Origin of the sequence: Brucella pseudintermedia (genome assembly GCF_008932435.1) — a bacterium.
GTDB classification, from domain to species: Bacteria; Pseudomonadota; Alphaproteobacteria; order Rhizobiales; family Rhizobiaceae; genus Brucella; species Brucella pseudintermedia.
This window is the reverse complement of sequence record NZ_WBWE01000008.1, coordinates 205,924-221,188: the sequence shown is the minus strand read 5'-3', so window position 1 is coordinate 221,188 and position 15,265 is coordinate 205,924. Positions and strand designations below refer to the sequence as shown.

The following is a 15,265-nucleotide window of genomic DNA, read 5'->3' as shown; positions in this document are numbered from 1 at the left end:
CCAAAACCGGTCAGCGCATGAGCCGGATACACCCTTCTCAATCTGCGTCAAAACTCTGCCGCCCAAAACAGCATACTTCCCAGAACAAAACCCGTCGAAAATATCGATGGGTTTGTCAGCGGTCTGAGGCCGGTTCAACCGGCCTTTTTGCTGCCTCAGAAGACGAGCTTTGCCGCCAGAGCCGCAAGATAAAGCCCAGCTCCGAACCATAAATGCATCACGACACTCCAGCCTCTGGCAACCCATGGCTGCGGCGTCTTTCGCGCGGCGATCCCCGCGCCCATCGCCGGCTGCATGATGAAAAACGGGGCGGCGACGGTCAGCAATCCGAAGGCAAGTGCTGGCAGGAACTGCGGCGACTGCATCCACTCAACCCCACTAACGGCAACCAGAATAGCTGCAAACAGCACACCGATCACATAATGAAGGCCCCAGCCGAGAAGCTTCTCTGCGTGAAGTGGTGCGCTGGCAATGATGCGTTCATGCACGAAGCGCCCCTGCAGCATATGGCCGAACCAGCGCCCCACCAGCCCATAATCCAGGCTCGCAAGACCGAATAGCCGTTCTCTCGTCATTGCCCATATATCGGTTACGAGTGTCGCTCCCACCCCGATGAAAACGATCTGAAAAACAAGCATTTACCTTTCCTTTCCACTTGCGCGGATCATTGAAAAGGCGGACCATACAAGTTAAAGTCGACTTGAGGTCAATATGAAAGACATGGATATTGCAGAGGTTGCGAAAGTCACGGGCATTCCCGCCTCAACCCTGCGCTATTATGAAGAAAGGGGACTGATTGCGTCGCACAGCCGGCGGGGTTTGCGTCGCGTTTTTGATCCCGGCGTCGTAACCAAGCTGTCCCTGATCGCTCTCGGACAGGCGGCTGGTTTTTCGCTCGATGATATTGCGGGCATGTTCGGGCCAGACGGCCAGGTTTCTATAAGCCGTGAAACCCTGTCAGCGAAAGCGGATGATCTCGACCGTACGATAACGCATCTGGCAGCACTGCGAGACGGGTTGCGTCACGCAGCGACCTGTCCCGCTAAAAGCCATATGGAGTGCCCGACCTTCCAGCGTTTGATGAAGGTTGCAGCAAGCCGGAGTCCCCGTCCCCATTCAGCAGGGAAGCGATAAGCTCAAAGCTGCTCGATCCAGCGTACCAACCGCGATGCGGCTTCATCCACCTGCTGTGGATCGCGGCAGAAACAAAGGCGGAAGAAGCCCTCGCCGCCAAGGCCGAATGCGCCGCCCGGCGCCAGGCCCACCTCGGCATTGTCCACCATATCAATAGCTGCCTTGACGGAATCCCCGACCCCATCCACGCCGAAGAAAAGATAAAATGCTCCCTGTGGCGGGGTCAGGCGAACTTTTCCCGTAGACAATAGCGAAGCACACAAGCGATCACGTGTCGAACGCGCGCGTTCGACCTGCATCGAAATAAAGTCGTCCCCTTCATCAAGTGCGGCAACGGCGCCACGCTGCATGAATTGTGCGACGCCCGAATTCGAATATTGGATCAGGTTTTCAATAACCGGCCCCAAAGATGGGTGCACAGTCATCCAGCCGATACGCCATCCGGTCATAGCCCAATTCTTGGAGAAGGAATTGACGAAGATGATGCGGTCATCCGGCTCCATGATGTCCATGAAGGATGGAGCGCGACCGCCGCCATAATAAAAATGGGTATAAATCTCGTCAGCGATGATCCAGAGGCCCTGCTTGCGCGCCAGATCAAGAACGAATTGCAAGGTTTCCCGATCCGCGGTCCAACCGGTGGGGTTGGATGGGGTATTGATGAAAAGTGCTTTCGTGCGCGGCGTGATGGCCGCTGCGATCTTCTCCGGATCAAGCATCCAGCCATTGGCGCCGAATTCCAATTCAACCGGAACCGGCATAACGCCAGCCAGACCAGCCGCGCCAACAAAATTGGGCCAGGCGGGAGAAAGATAAATCGCTTCCTCACCCGGTCCAACGGTTGCTGTAAGCGCCATTTCGATGGCATGCATGCCGGAACCCGTGACATAGAAATTCTCTGGCTTTAAAGGCAGCGGAAAATGCCGCGCATGATAGCGCGCCAGTGCTTCCCGCAACTCCGGTATGCCTGCCTGCCAGGTATAGAAGGTTTCCCCGTCAGAAATCCCTTTTTGCGCCGCTGCGCGAATGAAATCGGGGGTAGAAAGATCGCCCTCACCCACCCAGAGCGGAATAAGTCCCTCCCGTCCGCGCCCGTGATTGGCAACGGCCACAATACCGCTTTCCGGTGAAAGAGCTGCTTCCCGACGAAGACTGGCGATGAGCGTCATGATTTCCCCGCGTTGGACTTTGATTTTGACTTCGTGCTTATCAAGGCCCGGTAGCGAAATCACGCGGCTTTTTGTGATGGTCCGATCAAACGCATTTATGGATCAAAAGAAAACGGGACCGAAAGGCCCCGCTTTTCATCAGTTCTTGATTGGTCAGGCTTTTTGCTTTGCCAGAAGATCGCGGATTTCAGTCAGCAGAACCTCTTCGCGCGGTGCTTCCGGTTCCGGCTTTGCTTCTTCCTTCTTCTTCAGGCGATTCATTCCTTTCACCACAAGGAACAATACCCATGCGATGATGAGGAAGTTGATGAGAAGCGTGATGAAGTTGCCATAGGCGACGGTCGCACCGGCTTCGCGGGCAGCTGCCAGCGTGGTCTTGGGTTCACCTGCCAGCTGTATGAACATGTTCGAAAAGTCCACGCCATTTGTCAAAAGACCGATGATTGGCATGATGATGTCGTTCACGATGGAGTTGACGAGGCCGCCGAACGCCCCGCCGATGATGACACCGATGGCCAGATCGACCATATTGCCCTTCAGGGCGAATTCCTTGAATTCCTTTAACATTGCTGTCTCCCTCACGAACGCGGGCCGCATGGGCCGTCCTGCGGCGGCGCTCGCCAAATCAACCTGGGCACCAGATAAACTGGCAGCGGATGCAAAGCCGTTTTCCAGAAGCGAAACCGAAAAGCGCCTTGTCATTTCAAAAGCGGTCCTGAAAAGGGCCCTGCACTTTCAGGATCACATTGTCAGTGTGTAGACGAAAATTACCAATGAAAAGATAAAGCGGTGAAAGCGCACTGTTTTTGATCAATAACCTTGCACGAGCGCACTGAAAGTGCTTGCGTCATTTCTGTTGAGGAGTGAGGGAACAAGCCGGCTATGCAGGGCTGGGGTATTATTGGCGTCGCCTTTTTGTATCTGCTGCTGCTCTTTGCAGTAGCCAGCATCGGCGACCGGCGCACGTCGCGCTGGAACAGTGCCCCGCGTCCATATATCTACGCGCTCAGCCTGGCGGTTTACTGCACCTCATGGACGTTTTTCGGTTCTGTCGGCTTATCGGCACAGCGCGGCCTCGAGTTCCTCGGAATCTATATCGGGCCGATTCTCGTCTTCACGCTCGGCAACCGTTTGCTGCGGCATATCGTTCGACTGGCGAAATCCGAACACATCACATCAATTGCCGATTTTCTGGCTGCCCGTTACGGTAAGAGCTTTGGCGTCGCATCGCTTGCGACCTGCATCGCAGCCGTCGGTTCGATCCCCTATATCGCGCTGCAACTCAAAGCCGTTTCCGGAAGCGTCGGGCTCGTCATGGAACATTACGGATCGGCCGTCGATCCGTCAGTATTCCTGTTCGGCGATATTTCCTTGCCCGTCGCAGCCGTGCTTGCCGTCTTTGCCATCCTCTTCGGCACGCGCCATACCGACGCCACCGAGCACCAGAACGGCCTCATTCTGGCGGTGGCTCTGGAATCCGTCATCAAGCTCTGCGCCTTCCTGACCGTTGGTTTTGCCTGCACTTTCTTTCTGTTCGGCGCTCCGTCGCAACTCATCAACCAGATATCCCGGTCGCCGGAGGCGCTGGAAGCGTTCCACTATCAAACGTCCATCGGCACATGGATCGTGCAAAGCGCCCTCAGTGCTGCCGCCATCATCATGCTGCCGCGCCAATTCCACGTAACCGTGGTGGAAAGCCGGAGTGAAAAGGAACTGCGAACCGCCTCGTGGCTCTTCCCGGTTTATCTGGTGCTCATCAATATCTTCGTGTTTCCCATCGCGCTGATCGGCGTGATGACACTCGGGGGCAATGTCAGCGGAGACCTGTATGTTCTGGCCCTGCCACTCGCGGCAGGAGCACACTGGCTCGCACTTGTGGCCTTTCTCGGCGGGTTGTCGGCAGCAACCGCAATGGTCATCGTCGCCTGCGTCGCGCTTTCGATCATGATTTCCAATCACCTGGTGCTGCCGCTTTTCATACGGCGGCTGGCGAAACAGCAGGCAGCAGAACAGCGCGACCTCACCAAAATCATTCTCAACACGCGCCGTCTCACCATTGTTGGCATTCTGGCGCTGGCATTCGCCTATTATCGCTTCACCTCCAACAATATCCATCTGGCTTCGATCGGCTTCGTTTCCTTTGCGGCGATCGCCCAATTCGTGCCAGCCTTCATCGGAGGTCTATTCTGGCGCAATGCCAATGGGCGCGGCGCCATGCTGGGTCTTTCGGCAGGGTTTCTGGTCTGGGCCTACACATTGCTGCTACCCACCATGGCGCCGGAAAATGCCGCCATTTTGCGCGAGGGCTTTCTGGGCTTTACCGCATTGCGCCCGGAAGCGCTTTTCGGAACCAATGCTCTTCCCCTCACCAACGGTGTGGTGTGGAGCCTTGCGGCCAATACGCTGTTCTACGTCCTTGGTTCGCTCTCGCGCGCCTCGACGCCGCTGGAGCGTATTCAGGCCAGCATCTTCCTGCCGCGCTATGTGATCGGTACACCGACGCTGAAACGCTTTCGCACGACCGTTACTGTCGCCGAGTTGAAAGCTACCATGGCCCGCTATCTCGGCGCTGAACGCGTGGAGCGCGCTTTTCTTCGCTTTGAAGGACGGGAACAGCGGCGGCTCGATCCCGGCATGACCGTCGATACGCCTTTGATCCGCCATGCCGAGCAATTGCTCGGCACGGCAGTCGGCTCTGCATCCGCGCGGCTTGTTCTGTCACTGCTGTTGCAAAAGGGCGATGCGTCCGGACGCGATGCGCGACAGCTCCTGGACGATGCTTCGACGGCCTTGCAGCAAAACCGTGACCTGCTGCAAACCGCGCTCGACCAGATGGAACAGGGCATCACCGTGTTCGACAAGGACTTGCGGCTCACCTGCTGGAACCGGCAATTCCGCAAGCTTTTCGACCTCCCCGATGAGGTGATGCAAGTTGGGATACCCGTTTCGGAAATCGTGGAACAGCTGCACCGCCGCGGCGATATATCGTTCAACGGCCAGAACAGCGCCATACGCTCGCTCGCGACCGTGCGCCAGCCATGGCGCATCAACATGAAATCGACCGGCAAGGTGCTGGAAATCCAGTCCAATCCCATGCCGGATGGCGGCATCGTCGCAACCTATACCGACATCACGGCTGCGGTCGAAGCGGATGTCACGCGCCAGAAGGCGGCTGAGATGCTGGAGCAGCGCGTGGCGGATCGCACGGCGGAACTGACCCGTGTCAACCAGCAGCTCGCCAAGGCGCAAGCCGCAGCGGAAGAAGCCAATCAGGGGAAGACACGGTTTCTTGCGGCTGCCGGTCACGACATTCTGCAACCGCTCAACGCGGCCAGACTGTACAGTACCGCACTTGCCGAAAGACTGGGGCGTTCCGAAACCAGCGAATTCGCCCGCAATATCGATTCCTCGCTGGAAGCCGTGGAAGCCATTCTCGGCATGGTGCTGGATATTTCACGGCTGGACACCGGATCGCTCAAACCCGAACTCTCGGTGTTTCGCCTCGACAAGCTGATGAGCCAGATTGCAACCGACTTCACGCCGCTTGCCGCCGCCAAGGGGCTGAAACTGCGCGTTGTGCCATCGAGCATTGTCGTCAGGACCGACCGCAACATGCTGCGGCGCCTTATCCAGAACCTCGTTTCCAATTCGATCAAGTATAGCCGCAAGGGCGGCATTTTGCTCGGCGTGCGCCGCCGGGGGGCCTTTGTGGAATTGCAAGTGCTCGATACCGGCATAGGCATCCCTCCGCAAAAGCTCAAACTCGTCTTCCGCGAGTTCACTCGGCTGGATGAGGGAATGCGGGAAGCCGAAGGTCTTGGTCTCGGCCTTTCCATCGTCGACCGCATCGCAAGGCTCCTGTCGCTGCCGCTCGCCCTGGCTTCAACGCCCGGCAAGGGCACAATGTTCACCCTGCGCATTCCTGTCTCGCAGGAAAAGGTGCCCGTTGACGAAGTGAAGAGTCGCCGCGGCTTGCAACGGACTCTGGAGCTGACGGGGCTCGATGTTCTGTGCATCGACAACGACGCGAGCATATTGTCGGGAATGGAAACGCTGCTTCGTGGCTGGGGATGCCGGGTCACGACGCTGCGCAGCGGCGCTGCATTGAAAAGCTATTGTGCGGGCCACTCCGTCCCGCCCGACGTGATTGTCGCCGATTATCACCTCTTGAACGAAAACGGTCTCGATATGATCGGTTTTGCCCGCGAAACGTTTCAGACGGAGATACCGGCCATCCTCCTGACAGCCGATCGCTCCAAGGAAGTGCGCCAGCGCGCCGAGGATGAAAACGTCACGGTCCTGCACAAGCCGCTTCGTCCCGCCGCGCTCCGTTCCCTGTTATCGCATTTTCATCATGCGCGGCAGGACAACGCATCGGCGCAGAACGCTGCCCAGTAGCAGGGCAATGTCTAATCCGTGCTCAGCGCATCATTGCCGATACGCGATAGAAGAATGACCGCCTGTGTGCGGCTGTCGACGCCGAGCTTCTGCAGCACCGCCGAAACATGTGCCTTGACGGTCGCTTCCGACACGCCAAGCTCATAGGCGATCTGCTTGTTCAACAGACCTTCCGCCAACATGGTCAGCACGCGCGTTTGCTGCGGCGTCAACGTGCGCAGCCGCGCAATGAGCGCCTCAATTTCGGGGTCGTGCGGATGATCCAGCTCAATATCGGCTGGCGTCCAGATATCACCAGCAAGAACGCTGCGCACGGCTTCGCCAATGGTTTCCATGCTGGCAGATTTAGAGATGAAGCCGGAAGCGCCAAGCTCAACCGCGTGACGGATCGTTGCCGCATCGTCAGTTGCCGAAACGATAATGATCGGGAGTGCAGGCTGCAAGGCCTTCAACGTCACCAAGCCTGACAGCCCGGTACCGCCCGGCATCGTCAGGTCCAACAACAGAAGATCGATATCCTCTCGCTCACCGACCAGCTTCTTGACGGCGTCGAAATCGCCGACTTCGATAATTTCCACGCTTTGTGACTGTCCTGAGAGAACCTGTCTCAGTGCTCCCCGGAAAAGCGGATGATCGTCAGCGATGATAAAATGCATGTGCCTCGCGCGCCATTGTTTCAGGTTTCCTCCCCTCGCGGTGCAGGCCAATCAGCCAATCATTCCGTTTTATGCCGTTTTTTGGCTCGGGCAACCAAAATTCACGTTGCTAATCCCTTTTCGCATGACTCATTGCCGCCATCTGGCCTCATTGTATGTTAGGTTGTGAGCGGAAAGTAACATAAGAGCGGCCCGACCAGCCAAATGGGAGGGAACCAAAAGGCATTTCATGACGCGCAATACGCTTTATCCCGAAATCCAACCGTTCAAGGAAGAGATGCTGCAGGTCTCTCCGCTGCATCGAATCCACGTGGAGCAATGCGGCAACCCGGACGGAAAGCCGGTCATCATGATCCACGGCGGCCCCGGCGGCGGAATCACGCCGACGATGCGTCGGCTGCATGACCCGGAGCGCTATCGCATCATCCTGTTCGACCAGCGCGGATGCGGCCGTTCGACCCCCCACGCGGAACTGCGCGAAAACACGACCTGGGATCTGGTGGCGGATATGGAGCACATTCGCGCGCATCTCGGCATCGACAAGTGGCAGGTGTTCGGCGGCTCGTGGGGATCGACCCTTGGCCTTGCCTATGCGCAATCGCATCCCGATCGCGTCGCAGAGCTTGTCCTGCGCGGCATCTTCATGGTGCGCCGTTTTGAAGTCGACTGGATGTATTCCAACGGCGCAAGCATTCTCTTTCCCGATCAATTCGAGGCCTATCAGGAGCATATTCCGGAAGCCGAGCGCGGCGACATGATCGCCGCCTATTACAAGCGCCTCACCGATCGTGACCCGCAGGTGCAGCTTGAAGCGGCACGGCGCTGGGCGCGATGGGAAGGCTCGGTCATTTCGCTTCTGCCCGATCCGGCTCGCGTCGATGCTTTCGGTGAAGACCAGTACGCCATCGCTTTTGCGCGTATCGAATGCCATTATTTCCAGAATCGCGGCTTCCTCGATTCCGACGATCAGCTTCTGCGCAATGTGGACCGCATCCGGCATATTCCGGGCGTGATCGTGCATGGCCGCTACGACGTCTGCACGCCGTTTATCAATGCCTGGCAGCTGAAAAAGATGTGGCCCGAAGCCGACCTCAAGATCGTTGAGGATGCGGGGCACGCCGTCACGGAACCCGGCATCACCCACGAACTGATCGAAGCGACAAAACGTTTCGCTCAATAGAGCGGAAAGCACTCACCTTCGTTCGTGCTTCCGCTCCATCTGGCTCGAAAATGCCCCAATGAAAAGGCGCCGCGTGGCGCCTTTTTGCTTGTCGTCACGTCCGACCGCCGGGAGGCGGTTCGTTGTTCGGCTTCTCCGGCTCACTGTCGAAACTTTTCGCTATGTCCATAAAGCGCCGCATGAACCGCTCCATATAACTCATGGATTGCTCAAACTCCTGCTCGGTGGGCAGGCCCGAAGCAGCGCTTCCGCCCTTTCCTTCAAGAGCGGCAACCTTGTCCTCAAGCTTCTTCACACGGTCCTGCAAGCTGGCAATATCGTTCTCATACGCCTCGCGATCTTCGGTCGCCATCTTGCAGACAAGTTGTCCCTGCTGCTCCGCACAGGTAGAGAGCGCGCCCGTTCGCGTGTCCAGCCGGACATAGCCGTTTTCCGTGCCTTCCAGCCGATAGCGCCCGTTTTCCTGCGCAAGCGCATTAACCGGGGCGAGCGCTGAACCAAGAAGGGCAACAGCAGCCAGATTACGAACCATCAGTGTCTTTCTGTTGAACATAACGCCATTCCCTTCAGCTTCTCTTTGAGGTGTCCCCATCATATGGGAGGTTTACGACGAAAATCGAACATGCGGGACTTTGATTTCCGAAGAAATTCGGTCTAGAGAGCAGCCATGACCAACGAGATCATCTATAAGATCGCTCCGCGCGAGCTTTGGGCTCAGGCAGAAGAGGCTGGCAGTTTTACCGGCGCTCCAGTTGATATTGCCGATGGCTATATCCATTTCTCTACTGCAACACAGGTGCGGGAAACGGCGGCCAAGCATTTTGCGGGCCAAGAGGATTTGCTTCTGATCAGCGTCAACGCCGCCGCGCTTGGCGCAGCATTGAAGTTTGAAGTTTCACGCGGCGGAGCCCTGTTTCCCCATCTGTATGGACAGCTGCCGCTTGCGGCTGTTTTGAAGGTTGAAACCCTGCCACTGGGCGATGATGGTCTTCACATTTTTCCGGAGCTGGAAGATTAATGAGCGGGATTTTTGAAACTCTCGGGCGACGCGCCCTTTTTGCCTTCGACGCGGAACAGGCGCATGGCCTTTCCATCGCGGGGCTGAAGACGGGCCTTGTGACCTGCGGCGCGCCAAACGATCCGGCTCTTTCCGTCAAGGTTGCGGGGCTGCAGTTTCCAAATCCGCTCGGTATGGCCGCGGGTTACGACAAGAATGCTGAAGTGCCCGATGCGCTGTTGAAGCTGGGCTTCGGCTTTACCGAAATCGGCACCATCACACCACGCCCGCAGAGCGGCAATCCGCGTCCGCGCATTTTCCGCCTCTTGGATGACAGAGCCGTCATCAATCGCCTCGGCTTCAACAATGAAGGTCATGATGCCGCATTCAAGCGCCTGTCGCAACGCGCAGGCAAAAGCGGCATTGTGGGCGTCAATATAGGCGCCAACAAGGATGCCGAAGATCGCGTCACCGATTATGTCGCCGGTATTCGGCGTTTCTACCAGCTGGCGCGCTATTTCACGGTTAACATCTCTTCGCCCAACACGCCGGGGCTGCGCAACCTTCAGGCTCGCGAAGCCTTGCATGAGTTGTTGAGCCGCGTGCTGGAAGCCCGCAACGAAGAAGGCAAGATGTGCACGCTGAAGCGTCCGGTATTTCTCAAGATCGCGCCCGATCTCGCGGATGAAGAGCTGGACGATATCGCTGCAGAGGCAACGGAACAGAAGCTGGACGGCATTATCGTATCCAATACGACCCTTTCACGCGCAGGACTGAAAAGTGCCGACAACCGCAATGAAGCGGGCGGACTTTCCGGCGCACCGCTTTTCGACCGTTCCACCATTGTCCTCGCCCGGATGCGCGAGCGCGTGGGTCCCGACATGCCGCTGATCGGGGTCGGCGGCGTGGATAGCGCTGAAACAGCGCTGGCAAAGATCAAGGCTGGCGCCGATCTGGTCCAGCTTTATACGGGCCTGATTTATCGCGGGCCGAACCTGCCTGCAGAGATCTTGCGCGGGCTGTCTGCTGCTGTGAAGCGCGAGGGCGTCGCCAACATCGCCGCACTGCGCGACCGGGACACCAGCGACTGGGCGAAGCGCGCACTGCCTGCCTGAGAGCCTGATCAAACAGTGAATTCTGTACGATAACGCCGCGGCAGGATCGCCAGAAGCAAAACTCCGCGAATTGACAGAAACAGGTTGAGAGCCAGCCAAAGCCCGTGATTACCAATTACGGGCTTTGCCGCATAGAGAACTGCCAGAAAGAAGCCGAGCGACAGGAACATCATGTTGCGCATGTCGCGCGACCATGTGGCGCCGATATATACCCCGTCCATATGGAAGGCCAGCAGCCCGGTCATGCCTGTCAGCGCCGCCCAGGGCAGATATTTCAAGGCTTCGGCGTGGACATCTTCCGCCTTGGATAGAAGCCCGATGATCGCATCGCCGAACACCAGCAGGAAAAAGGCGATGATACTCGCCATGACCAGCCCCCAGACGAAAGTGAGCTTGGCGCCGCGCACGAACGCAGGACTGTAGCGCGCCCCGATAGACCGACCCACGATCTGTTCAGCCGCCGCCGCCATACCGTCCAGGAAAAACCCGGCGATGAGGAAGAAGTTCATCAAGACGGCATTGGCCGCAAGTGTGACCGGTCCGAGATCGGACCCAGCTCGCGTGAAGAATGCGAAGGCCGTGAGAAGCAGGAAAGAGCGGATCATGATGTCGCGATTGATCGCGACCATGCGCAAGATTCCTTGCTTCTGGAATATCCGCGCCCGGTCTGGTCGCAGTGACGCATCCTTGCGGAAATGCCGCAGCACAATGAACATGCCGACGAGAGCCGCGACGGTCTCGCCGGTCACGGTCGCCCAAGCAACGCCGGTGACGCCCCAGCCCAATTCGAGCCCAAGGATAATACACAGCACGATATTGATGCCGTTGAGCAGCACCTGAAGGCCGAGGCCGACAATGCCCTGTCCGCGCCCGAGCACCAGCCCAAGGATAGAATAGTTGATGAGCGCAACCGGCGCCGACAGCATGCGGATCGACACATAGGTCGCCATCGCTTCCTGTGTGGCAGAAGTCGGGTGCATGAAGGTGGAAGAGACAGCGATGATAACCGGCAGGCACAGGATCATCAGGCCGCCGGCAACCACCGCGATGATGATTGCGCGCCAGAAAATAGCCTGCTCTTCCACCGCGTCTTCCGCACCCACGGCCTGCGCGACCAGTCCGGTCGTGCCTGAACGCAGGAAATTGAACATCGACAGCAGGAAATCGAAGACGAGCGCGCCAATCGCCAATCCGCCGATCAACTCGGCCTGCCCCATCTGGCCGACAACGCCCATATCGACAAGACCCAGAAGCGGCGTGGTGATGGCGGCAAGCGTCATGGGAATGGCGATCAGCATCACCATCCTGTGTGTGACCTCAAACGGCCTTGTTACGCCACCACGTTGCAGCGACTGATCCATAATGCTTGTCCCGAATATTCCCCTCAGATCAGAACGATCTACTCTGGAATCGATCGGAACGACAGATAATTCGGCCACCCTATTGTCGCAGTTCCTGACAGCCGACTGTCAGGAGAAATCAGGCATCAGAGCCCGAGCATCATGGCCCAATATATATAGGTTGGCTTGTTTTCCGGCGTTGCCCAGGCGAGGCCATAATGCTCGAAAGTCGGGTCGAGCATGTTCTTGCGATGGCCGGGCGATTTCATCCAGGCATCGAACACGGCTTGTGTACTGCGCTGCCCCGACGCCACATTCTCTGCTGCTGGCCCACGGATACCAGCTTGCCGCAACCGCGCGACGAAACCGTTACCCCAGCCGACGCTGTGACCGATCTTGCCATAACTCGCCATGCGCTTTGCCTGATAGAGCGCGGCTTGCTCGAGCTTGGAATCCGTCGCCATCAAAGGCAGTCCGTTTGCCTTGCGAATAGCATTGAAAATCGCGGTGGGATCGTCGTCACCTGCTGCCAACGCCGCCTTCCACGGCATTGCCGTCACCGCCAGCGCTCCTCCGGCAAGGACAAGAAAGCCACGCCGGTTAAGTATAAGTCCTTGTTTTTGCTGCATTGCCTGCCTGAACTATCCAATTATTGAATTGAGTTCATTTCCGGTAGCTGAGGATGCGGAGCAAAATAAAGGCAGGGATGACGACAGCCGCGCCAAGGACCAGATAGTCGACAAAACCTGAGATTGCCGAAAAGCCCATATTCCAGAGGCGGAGGAAGAAATCCCGGATGCCGTACAAGATGTCATAGGGCGTCCAGTGAAACGCGCTCATGACCACGCCAACCACCAGCGAAATCAGCACCAGCTTGATCAGAACGCGGGCCGGGGTATCGCCAAGAAAACGGTTTACACCATCCGACATGCAAATCTCCTGTAAGGTTATCGGCCAAAACGACAGATTCTTCGCGCAAGAAATAGGCTCTCCATGCAGCCCGCGCAAGTTCTGCCCTCGCTCACCGCTGCTTGCGGTACTCGCGCGGGGCTTTCTGCTTTTGCCGCGAGAACGAGCGGTTCATGCTGCGCGTATCGGTAAAGCCGCTGGCAACAGCCACTTCCAGCAGCGACAAGCTTGTCTCCGACAGGAGTTCCTTGGCCTTCTTAACCCGAAGCTCTTCACGAACCTCGAACGCCGTTCTCTCAAGTGCAAGCTTGAAGCCACGCTCCATCTGGCGGACGGAAATTCCCAGTCGCCGCGCGACGTCGATCATCGGCACCGGATCTTCCAGTGTTTCCTCAAAAATGCGGATTGCCTTGCGGATCATCGGCGAGCGCACTCCGTTGAAGCTTAGCGCCGGTTGTTCGGAACGGACAAGCTCATAGGGGATCATGAGGATGGACGCACTCTTGCGCGCCAGTTCCTCCGAAATCTCATTCTGAATGATTGAAAGCGCCAGCGATGCCGTGCCAAGTCCGCCGGCACAGGTAAAATGCCTTCCGCTACGATGAAACAGGCTCGTCGTATCGGCTGTATAACCGTCGAAAAGCTCCAGAAAATCGTCGCGATGGAACCAGCTGACACAGCAATTGCGGTCCGGCAGAAGGCCAGCTTCCGCCAGTAGAAAGGCGGCCGTGCAAAGGCCCACGACCGTCTTGCCGCGCCGGTCGGCACGCTTGATGAGATCCACCAGCGCCTGCTGTCTCGGCCGATATTGCGCCAGCAATCCTCCGACCACCGCCACATAATCGCAATCGTCGAGCTCGCCAATCGGAGCGGTCGGCTCGATCACCATGCCGGAACTGGAGGTAACAGGGTCTCCTGAAAGCGTGCAGATTTTCCACGCACAACGTATCTGGCGGCTCTTGTCGCGATCATCGGCAGCAAGGCGGAAGGGATCAAGGAAAAGACTGAGCGCACTCAGCGTAAAACCGGGCAAGGCAACAATGCCGACCGACAGCCTGCGTTGCGGGGCATCGGTTGCGGCTTGCAGCTTGTTGTCTCGATCGCGTTCAGTTCCGTTCGTCACGTCGATCTTGCTCCTCCACCAGAATTATATTTGCTTGGAGGAGGCTATTATAGTCAACGAAAATGCTTGGAAAGCTTCAACTGCTGCGCCTGATAGTTGGAGCCGAGATCAATCCCATAAAGCGCAGACGGGCGATGCAGCATATGTTCGTAAACCAGACGCCCGACAATTTGCCCGTGTTCCAGAATGAACGGAACCTCGTGGCTACGGACTTCCAGAACCGCGCGACTGCCGGTTCCGCCCGCGGCACTGTGCCCGAAGCCCGGATCGAAGAAGCCTGCGTAATGAACCCGGAACTCACCGACCAGCGGATCGAATGGCGTCATTTCGGCTGCATAAAGCGGTGGCACATGCACAGCCTCGCGCGAAACGAGGATATAGAATTCATCCGGATCGAGCACGAGTTCGCGCGCGCCCCGATCATAGATCGGCTCCCAGAAATCAAGGATGTCGTGCGCCGCACGCTTGTCCACATCCACCACAGCCGTATGGTGCTTTCCGCGATAGCCGATCAGCCGGTCAGGCCCGCCTGAAAGATCGACCGACAGCGCAATGCCACCGCCGGAGATATTCGGCATTTCCGATGCGACCAGCGTTTCAGCCTTATGCAATGCAGCAAGCTCAGCCTCGTCAAGCTGTGCACGGCCCTTGCGGAAACGTATCTGCGACAGGCGGGAACCTGTACGCACGACGATTGGGAACGTACGCGGGCTGACTTCCAGATAGAGCGGACCTTTATATCCGGCAGGCACTTTATCGAATTCCTGTGCTCCGTCGGCAATGACGCGGGTGAAGATGTCCAGACGACCCGTCGAACTCTTCGGATTTGCCGACGCGGAAAGGTCAGGCGACAGCGCCAGGCTTTCGAGAAGCGGAACGATGTAAACGCAGCCCGTTTCCAGAACGGCTCCTGCGGTCAGGTCGATCTCGTGCAATTTCAACCGTTCGAGCTTCTCGATGACCGGCGTCCCCGGCCCCGGCATGAAAGAGGCGCGAACGCGATAGGCTTTCGCGCCAAGCCTCAAATCAAGGCTCGCAGGCTGTATCTGGTCGGGATCAAGAGGGCGCGGCGACGCCAGCAAACCGCTTTCAAACAGCGCGGAGATATCCGCATCCGCCAGAATTCCAGCATCTTTCTGCATCATCAACCCGATACTCCGTAGCCTAAAACATGTCGTACTTTATCAAGCGACATGTTTTATTCTCTTGTTTCACGCACATCTATCCCGAAACCCGCGCCCCGG

General features: G+C 57.6%; 15 protein-coding genes. 5 read left to right on the top strand and 10 right to left on the bottom strand.

The annotated features are described in order from the left end of the window. Nucleotides 1-155 precede the first annotated feature (155 nt). Complete coding sequence (locus tag F9K78_RS12510; RefSeq protein ID WP_122066575.1) at nucleotides 156-638, bottom strand: DUF2938 domain-containing protein; 483 nt, start codon at nucleotides 636-638, stop codon at nucleotides 156-158. 73 nt (nucleotides 639-711) lie between these two features. On the opposite strand from F9K78_RS12510, the gene F9K78_RS12505 reads away from it, so the two are divergent. Continuing rightward, nucleotides 712-1,134 carry a helix-turn-helix domain-containing protein gene (locus F9K78_RS12505; RefSeq protein WP_121985638.1) on the top strand — a complete coding sequence of 141 codons (423 nt, stop codon included), beginning with the start codon at nucleotides 712-714 and terminating at the stop codon, nucleotides 1,132-1,134. 2 nt (nucleotides 1,135-1,136) lie between these two features. Here the strand turns inward: F9K78_RS12505 and F9K78_RS12500 are convergent, their stop codons facing one another. Continuing rightward, nucleotides 1,137-2,303, bottom strand: coding sequence for a pyridoxal phosphate-dependent aminotransferase (locus F9K78_RS12500; RefSeq protein ID WP_122066576.1), 1,167 nt, complete (start codon nucleotides 2,301-2,303; stop codon nucleotides 1,137-1,139). Between the two features lie 153 nt (nucleotides 2,304-2,456). After that, nucleotides 2,457-2,870, bottom strand: a complete 414-nt coding sequence (gene mscL / locus F9K78_RS12495; RefSeq protein ID WP_121982916.1) for a large conductance mechanosensitive channel protein MscL — start codon at nucleotides 2,868-2,870, stop codon at nucleotides 2,457-2,459. A 315-nt stretch (nucleotides 2,871-3,185) separates the two neighbouring features. Between mscL and F9K78_RS12490 the strand changes: the two genes are divergently transcribed. Then, nucleotides 3,186-6,701 carry a PAS domain-containing hybrid sensor histidine kinase/response regulator gene (locus F9K78_RS12490; protein ID WP_121985639.1) on the top strand — a complete coding sequence of 1,172 codons (3,516 nt, stop codon included), beginning with the start codon at nucleotides 3,186-3,188 and terminating at the stop codon, nucleotides 6,699-6,701. An 11-nt stretch (nucleotides 6,702-6,712) separates the two neighbouring features. Here F9K78_RS12490 and F9K78_RS12485 read toward each other — a convergent pair whose 3' ends face one another. Beyond that, entirely contained in the window at nucleotides 6,713-7,357 is a 645-nt protein-coding gene (locus F9K78_RS12485; RefSeq protein ID WP_121985640.1) for a response regulator transcription factor, read from the bottom strand. Nucleotides 7,358-7,586: 229 nt separating this feature from the next. Here F9K78_RS12485 and pip point away from each other — a divergent pair, with 229 nt between their 5' ends. After that, nucleotides 7,587-8,537 (top strand): prolyl aminopeptidase, encoded by a 951-nt coding sequence (gene pip, locus F9K78_RS12480; RefSeq protein WP_121982913.1) that lies wholly within the window; start codon nucleotides 7,587-7,589, stop codon nucleotides 8,535-8,537. Between the two features lie 94 nt (nucleotides 8,538-8,631). Here the strand turns inward: pip and F9K78_RS12475 are convergent, their stop codons facing one another. Further along, nucleotides 8,632-9,090 (bottom strand): hypothetical protein, encoded by a 459-nt coding sequence (locus tag F9K78_RS12475; RefSeq protein WP_174813440.1) that lies wholly within the window; start codon nucleotides 9,088-9,090, stop codon nucleotides 8,632-8,634. Between the two features lie 114 nt (nucleotides 9,091-9,204). Here F9K78_RS12475 and F9K78_RS12470 point away from each other — a divergent pair, with 114 nt between their 5' ends. Together F9K78_RS12470 and F9K78_RS12465 are read left to right on the top strand one after the other, a co-directional pair. Continuing rightward, a complete protein-coding gene (locus F9K78_RS12470) occupies nucleotides 9,205-9,555 on the top strand; it encodes a DUF952 domain-containing protein (protein ID WP_121985641.1) in 351 nt (116 codons plus the stop codon). Next, a complete protein-coding gene (locus F9K78_RS12465; protein WP_121985642.1) occupies nucleotides 9,555-10,649 on the top strand; it encodes a quinone-dependent dihydroorotate dehydrogenase in 1,095 nt (364 codons plus the stop codon). Before F9K78_RS12470 ends, F9K78_RS12465 begins: the two co-directional genes overlap by 1 nt. An 8-nt stretch (nucleotides 10,650-10,657) precedes the next feature. Here F9K78_RS12465 and F9K78_RS12460 read toward each other — a convergent pair whose 3' ends face one another. The 5 genes from F9K78_RS12460 to F9K78_RS12440 all read right to left on the bottom strand — a co-directional run bounded on the left by F9K78_RS12460 (nucleotide 10,658) and on the right by F9K78_RS12440 (nucleotide 15,166). Further along, nucleotides 10,658-12,010, bottom strand: coding sequence for an MATE family efflux transporter (locus F9K78_RS12460; RefSeq protein ID WP_121985643.1), 1,353 nt, complete (start codon nucleotides 12,008-12,010; stop codon nucleotides 10,658-10,660). A 125-nt stretch (nucleotides 12,011-12,135) separates the two neighbouring features. Continuing rightward, nucleotides 12,136-12,618, bottom strand: a complete 483-nt coding sequence (locus F9K78_RS12455) for a CAP domain-containing protein (RefSeq protein ID WP_121982909.1) — start codon at nucleotides 12,616-12,618, stop codon at nucleotides 12,136-12,138. A 34-nt stretch (nucleotides 12,619-12,652) separates the two neighbouring features. Further along, nucleotides 12,653-12,919, bottom strand: coding sequence for a DUF6460 domain-containing protein (locus F9K78_RS12450; protein WP_121982908.1), 267 nt, complete (start codon nucleotides 12,917-12,919; stop codon nucleotides 12,653-12,655). Between the two features lie 91 nt (nucleotides 12,920-13,010). Next, nucleotides 13,011-14,027 carry a GlxA family transcriptional regulator gene (locus F9K78_RS12445; protein ID WP_376903273.1) on the bottom strand — a complete coding sequence of 339 codons (1,017 nt, stop codon included), beginning with the start codon at nucleotides 14,025-14,027 and terminating at the stop codon, nucleotides 13,011-13,013. A 47-nt stretch (nucleotides 14,028-14,074) separates the two neighbouring features. Further along, nucleotides 14,075-15,166, bottom strand: a complete 1,092-nt coding sequence (locus tag F9K78_RS12440; protein ID WP_121985645.1) for a 2'-deoxycytidine 5'-triphosphate deaminase — start codon at nucleotides 15,164-15,166, stop codon at nucleotides 14,075-14,077. Nucleotides 15,167-15,265 lie beyond the last annotated feature (99 nt).

Excerpts from the sequence above, each read along its gene's own strand:
- F9K78_RS12510 (WP_122066575.1), bottom strand. The coding sequence starts at position 638 with ATGCTTGTTTTTCAGATCGTTTTCATCGGGGTGGGAGCGACACTCGTA.
- F9K78_RS12505 (WP_121985638.1), top strand. The coding sequence starts at position 712 with ATGAAAGACATGGATATTGCAGAGGTTGCGAAAGTCACGGGCATTCCC.
- F9K78_RS12500 (WP_122066576.1), bottom strand. The coding sequence starts at position 2,303 with ATGACGCTCATCGCCAGTCTTCGTCGGGAAGCAGCTCTTTCACCGGAA.
- mscL (WP_121982916.1), bottom strand. The coding sequence starts at position 2,870 with ATGTTAAAGGAATTCAAGGAATTCGCCCTGAAGGGCAATATGGTCGAT.
- F9K78_RS12490 (WP_121985639.1), top strand. The coding sequence starts at position 3,186 with ATGCAGGGCTGGGGTATTATTGGCGTCGCCTTTTTGTATCTGCTGCTG.
- F9K78_RS12485 (WP_121985640.1), bottom strand. The coding sequence starts at position 7,357 with ATGCATTTTATCATCGCTGACGATCATCCGCTTTTCCGGGGAGCACTG.
- pip (WP_121982913.1), top strand. The coding sequence starts at position 7,587 with ATGACGCGCAATACGCTTTATCCCGAAATCCAACCGTTCAAGGAAGAG.
- F9K78_RS12475 (WP_174813440.1), bottom strand. The coding sequence starts at position 9,090 with ATGTTCAACAGAAAGACACTGATGGTTCGTAATCTGGCTGCTGTTGCC.
- F9K78_RS12470 (WP_121985641.1), top strand. The coding sequence starts at position 9,205 with ATGACCAACGAGATCATCTATAAGATCGCTCCGCGCGAGCTTTGGGCT.
- F9K78_RS12465 (WP_121985642.1), top strand. The coding sequence starts at position 9,555 with ATGAGCGGGATTTTTGAAACTCTCGGGCGACGCGCCCTTTTTGCCTTC.
- F9K78_RS12460 (WP_121985643.1), bottom strand. The coding sequence starts at position 12,010 with ATGGATCAGTCGCTGCAACGTGGTGGCGTAACAAGGCCGTTTGAGGTC.
- F9K78_RS12455 (WP_121982909.1), bottom strand. The coding sequence starts at position 12,618 with ATGCAGCAAAAACAAGGACTTATACTTAACCGGCGTGGCTTTCTTGTC.
- F9K78_RS12450 (WP_121982908.1), bottom strand. The coding sequence starts at position 12,919 with ATGTCGGATGGTGTAAACCGTTTTCTTGGCGATACCCCGGCCCGCGTT.
- F9K78_RS12440 (WP_121985645.1), bottom strand. The coding sequence starts at position 15,166 with ATGATGCAGAAAGATGCTGGAATTCTGGCGGATGCGGATATCTCCGCG.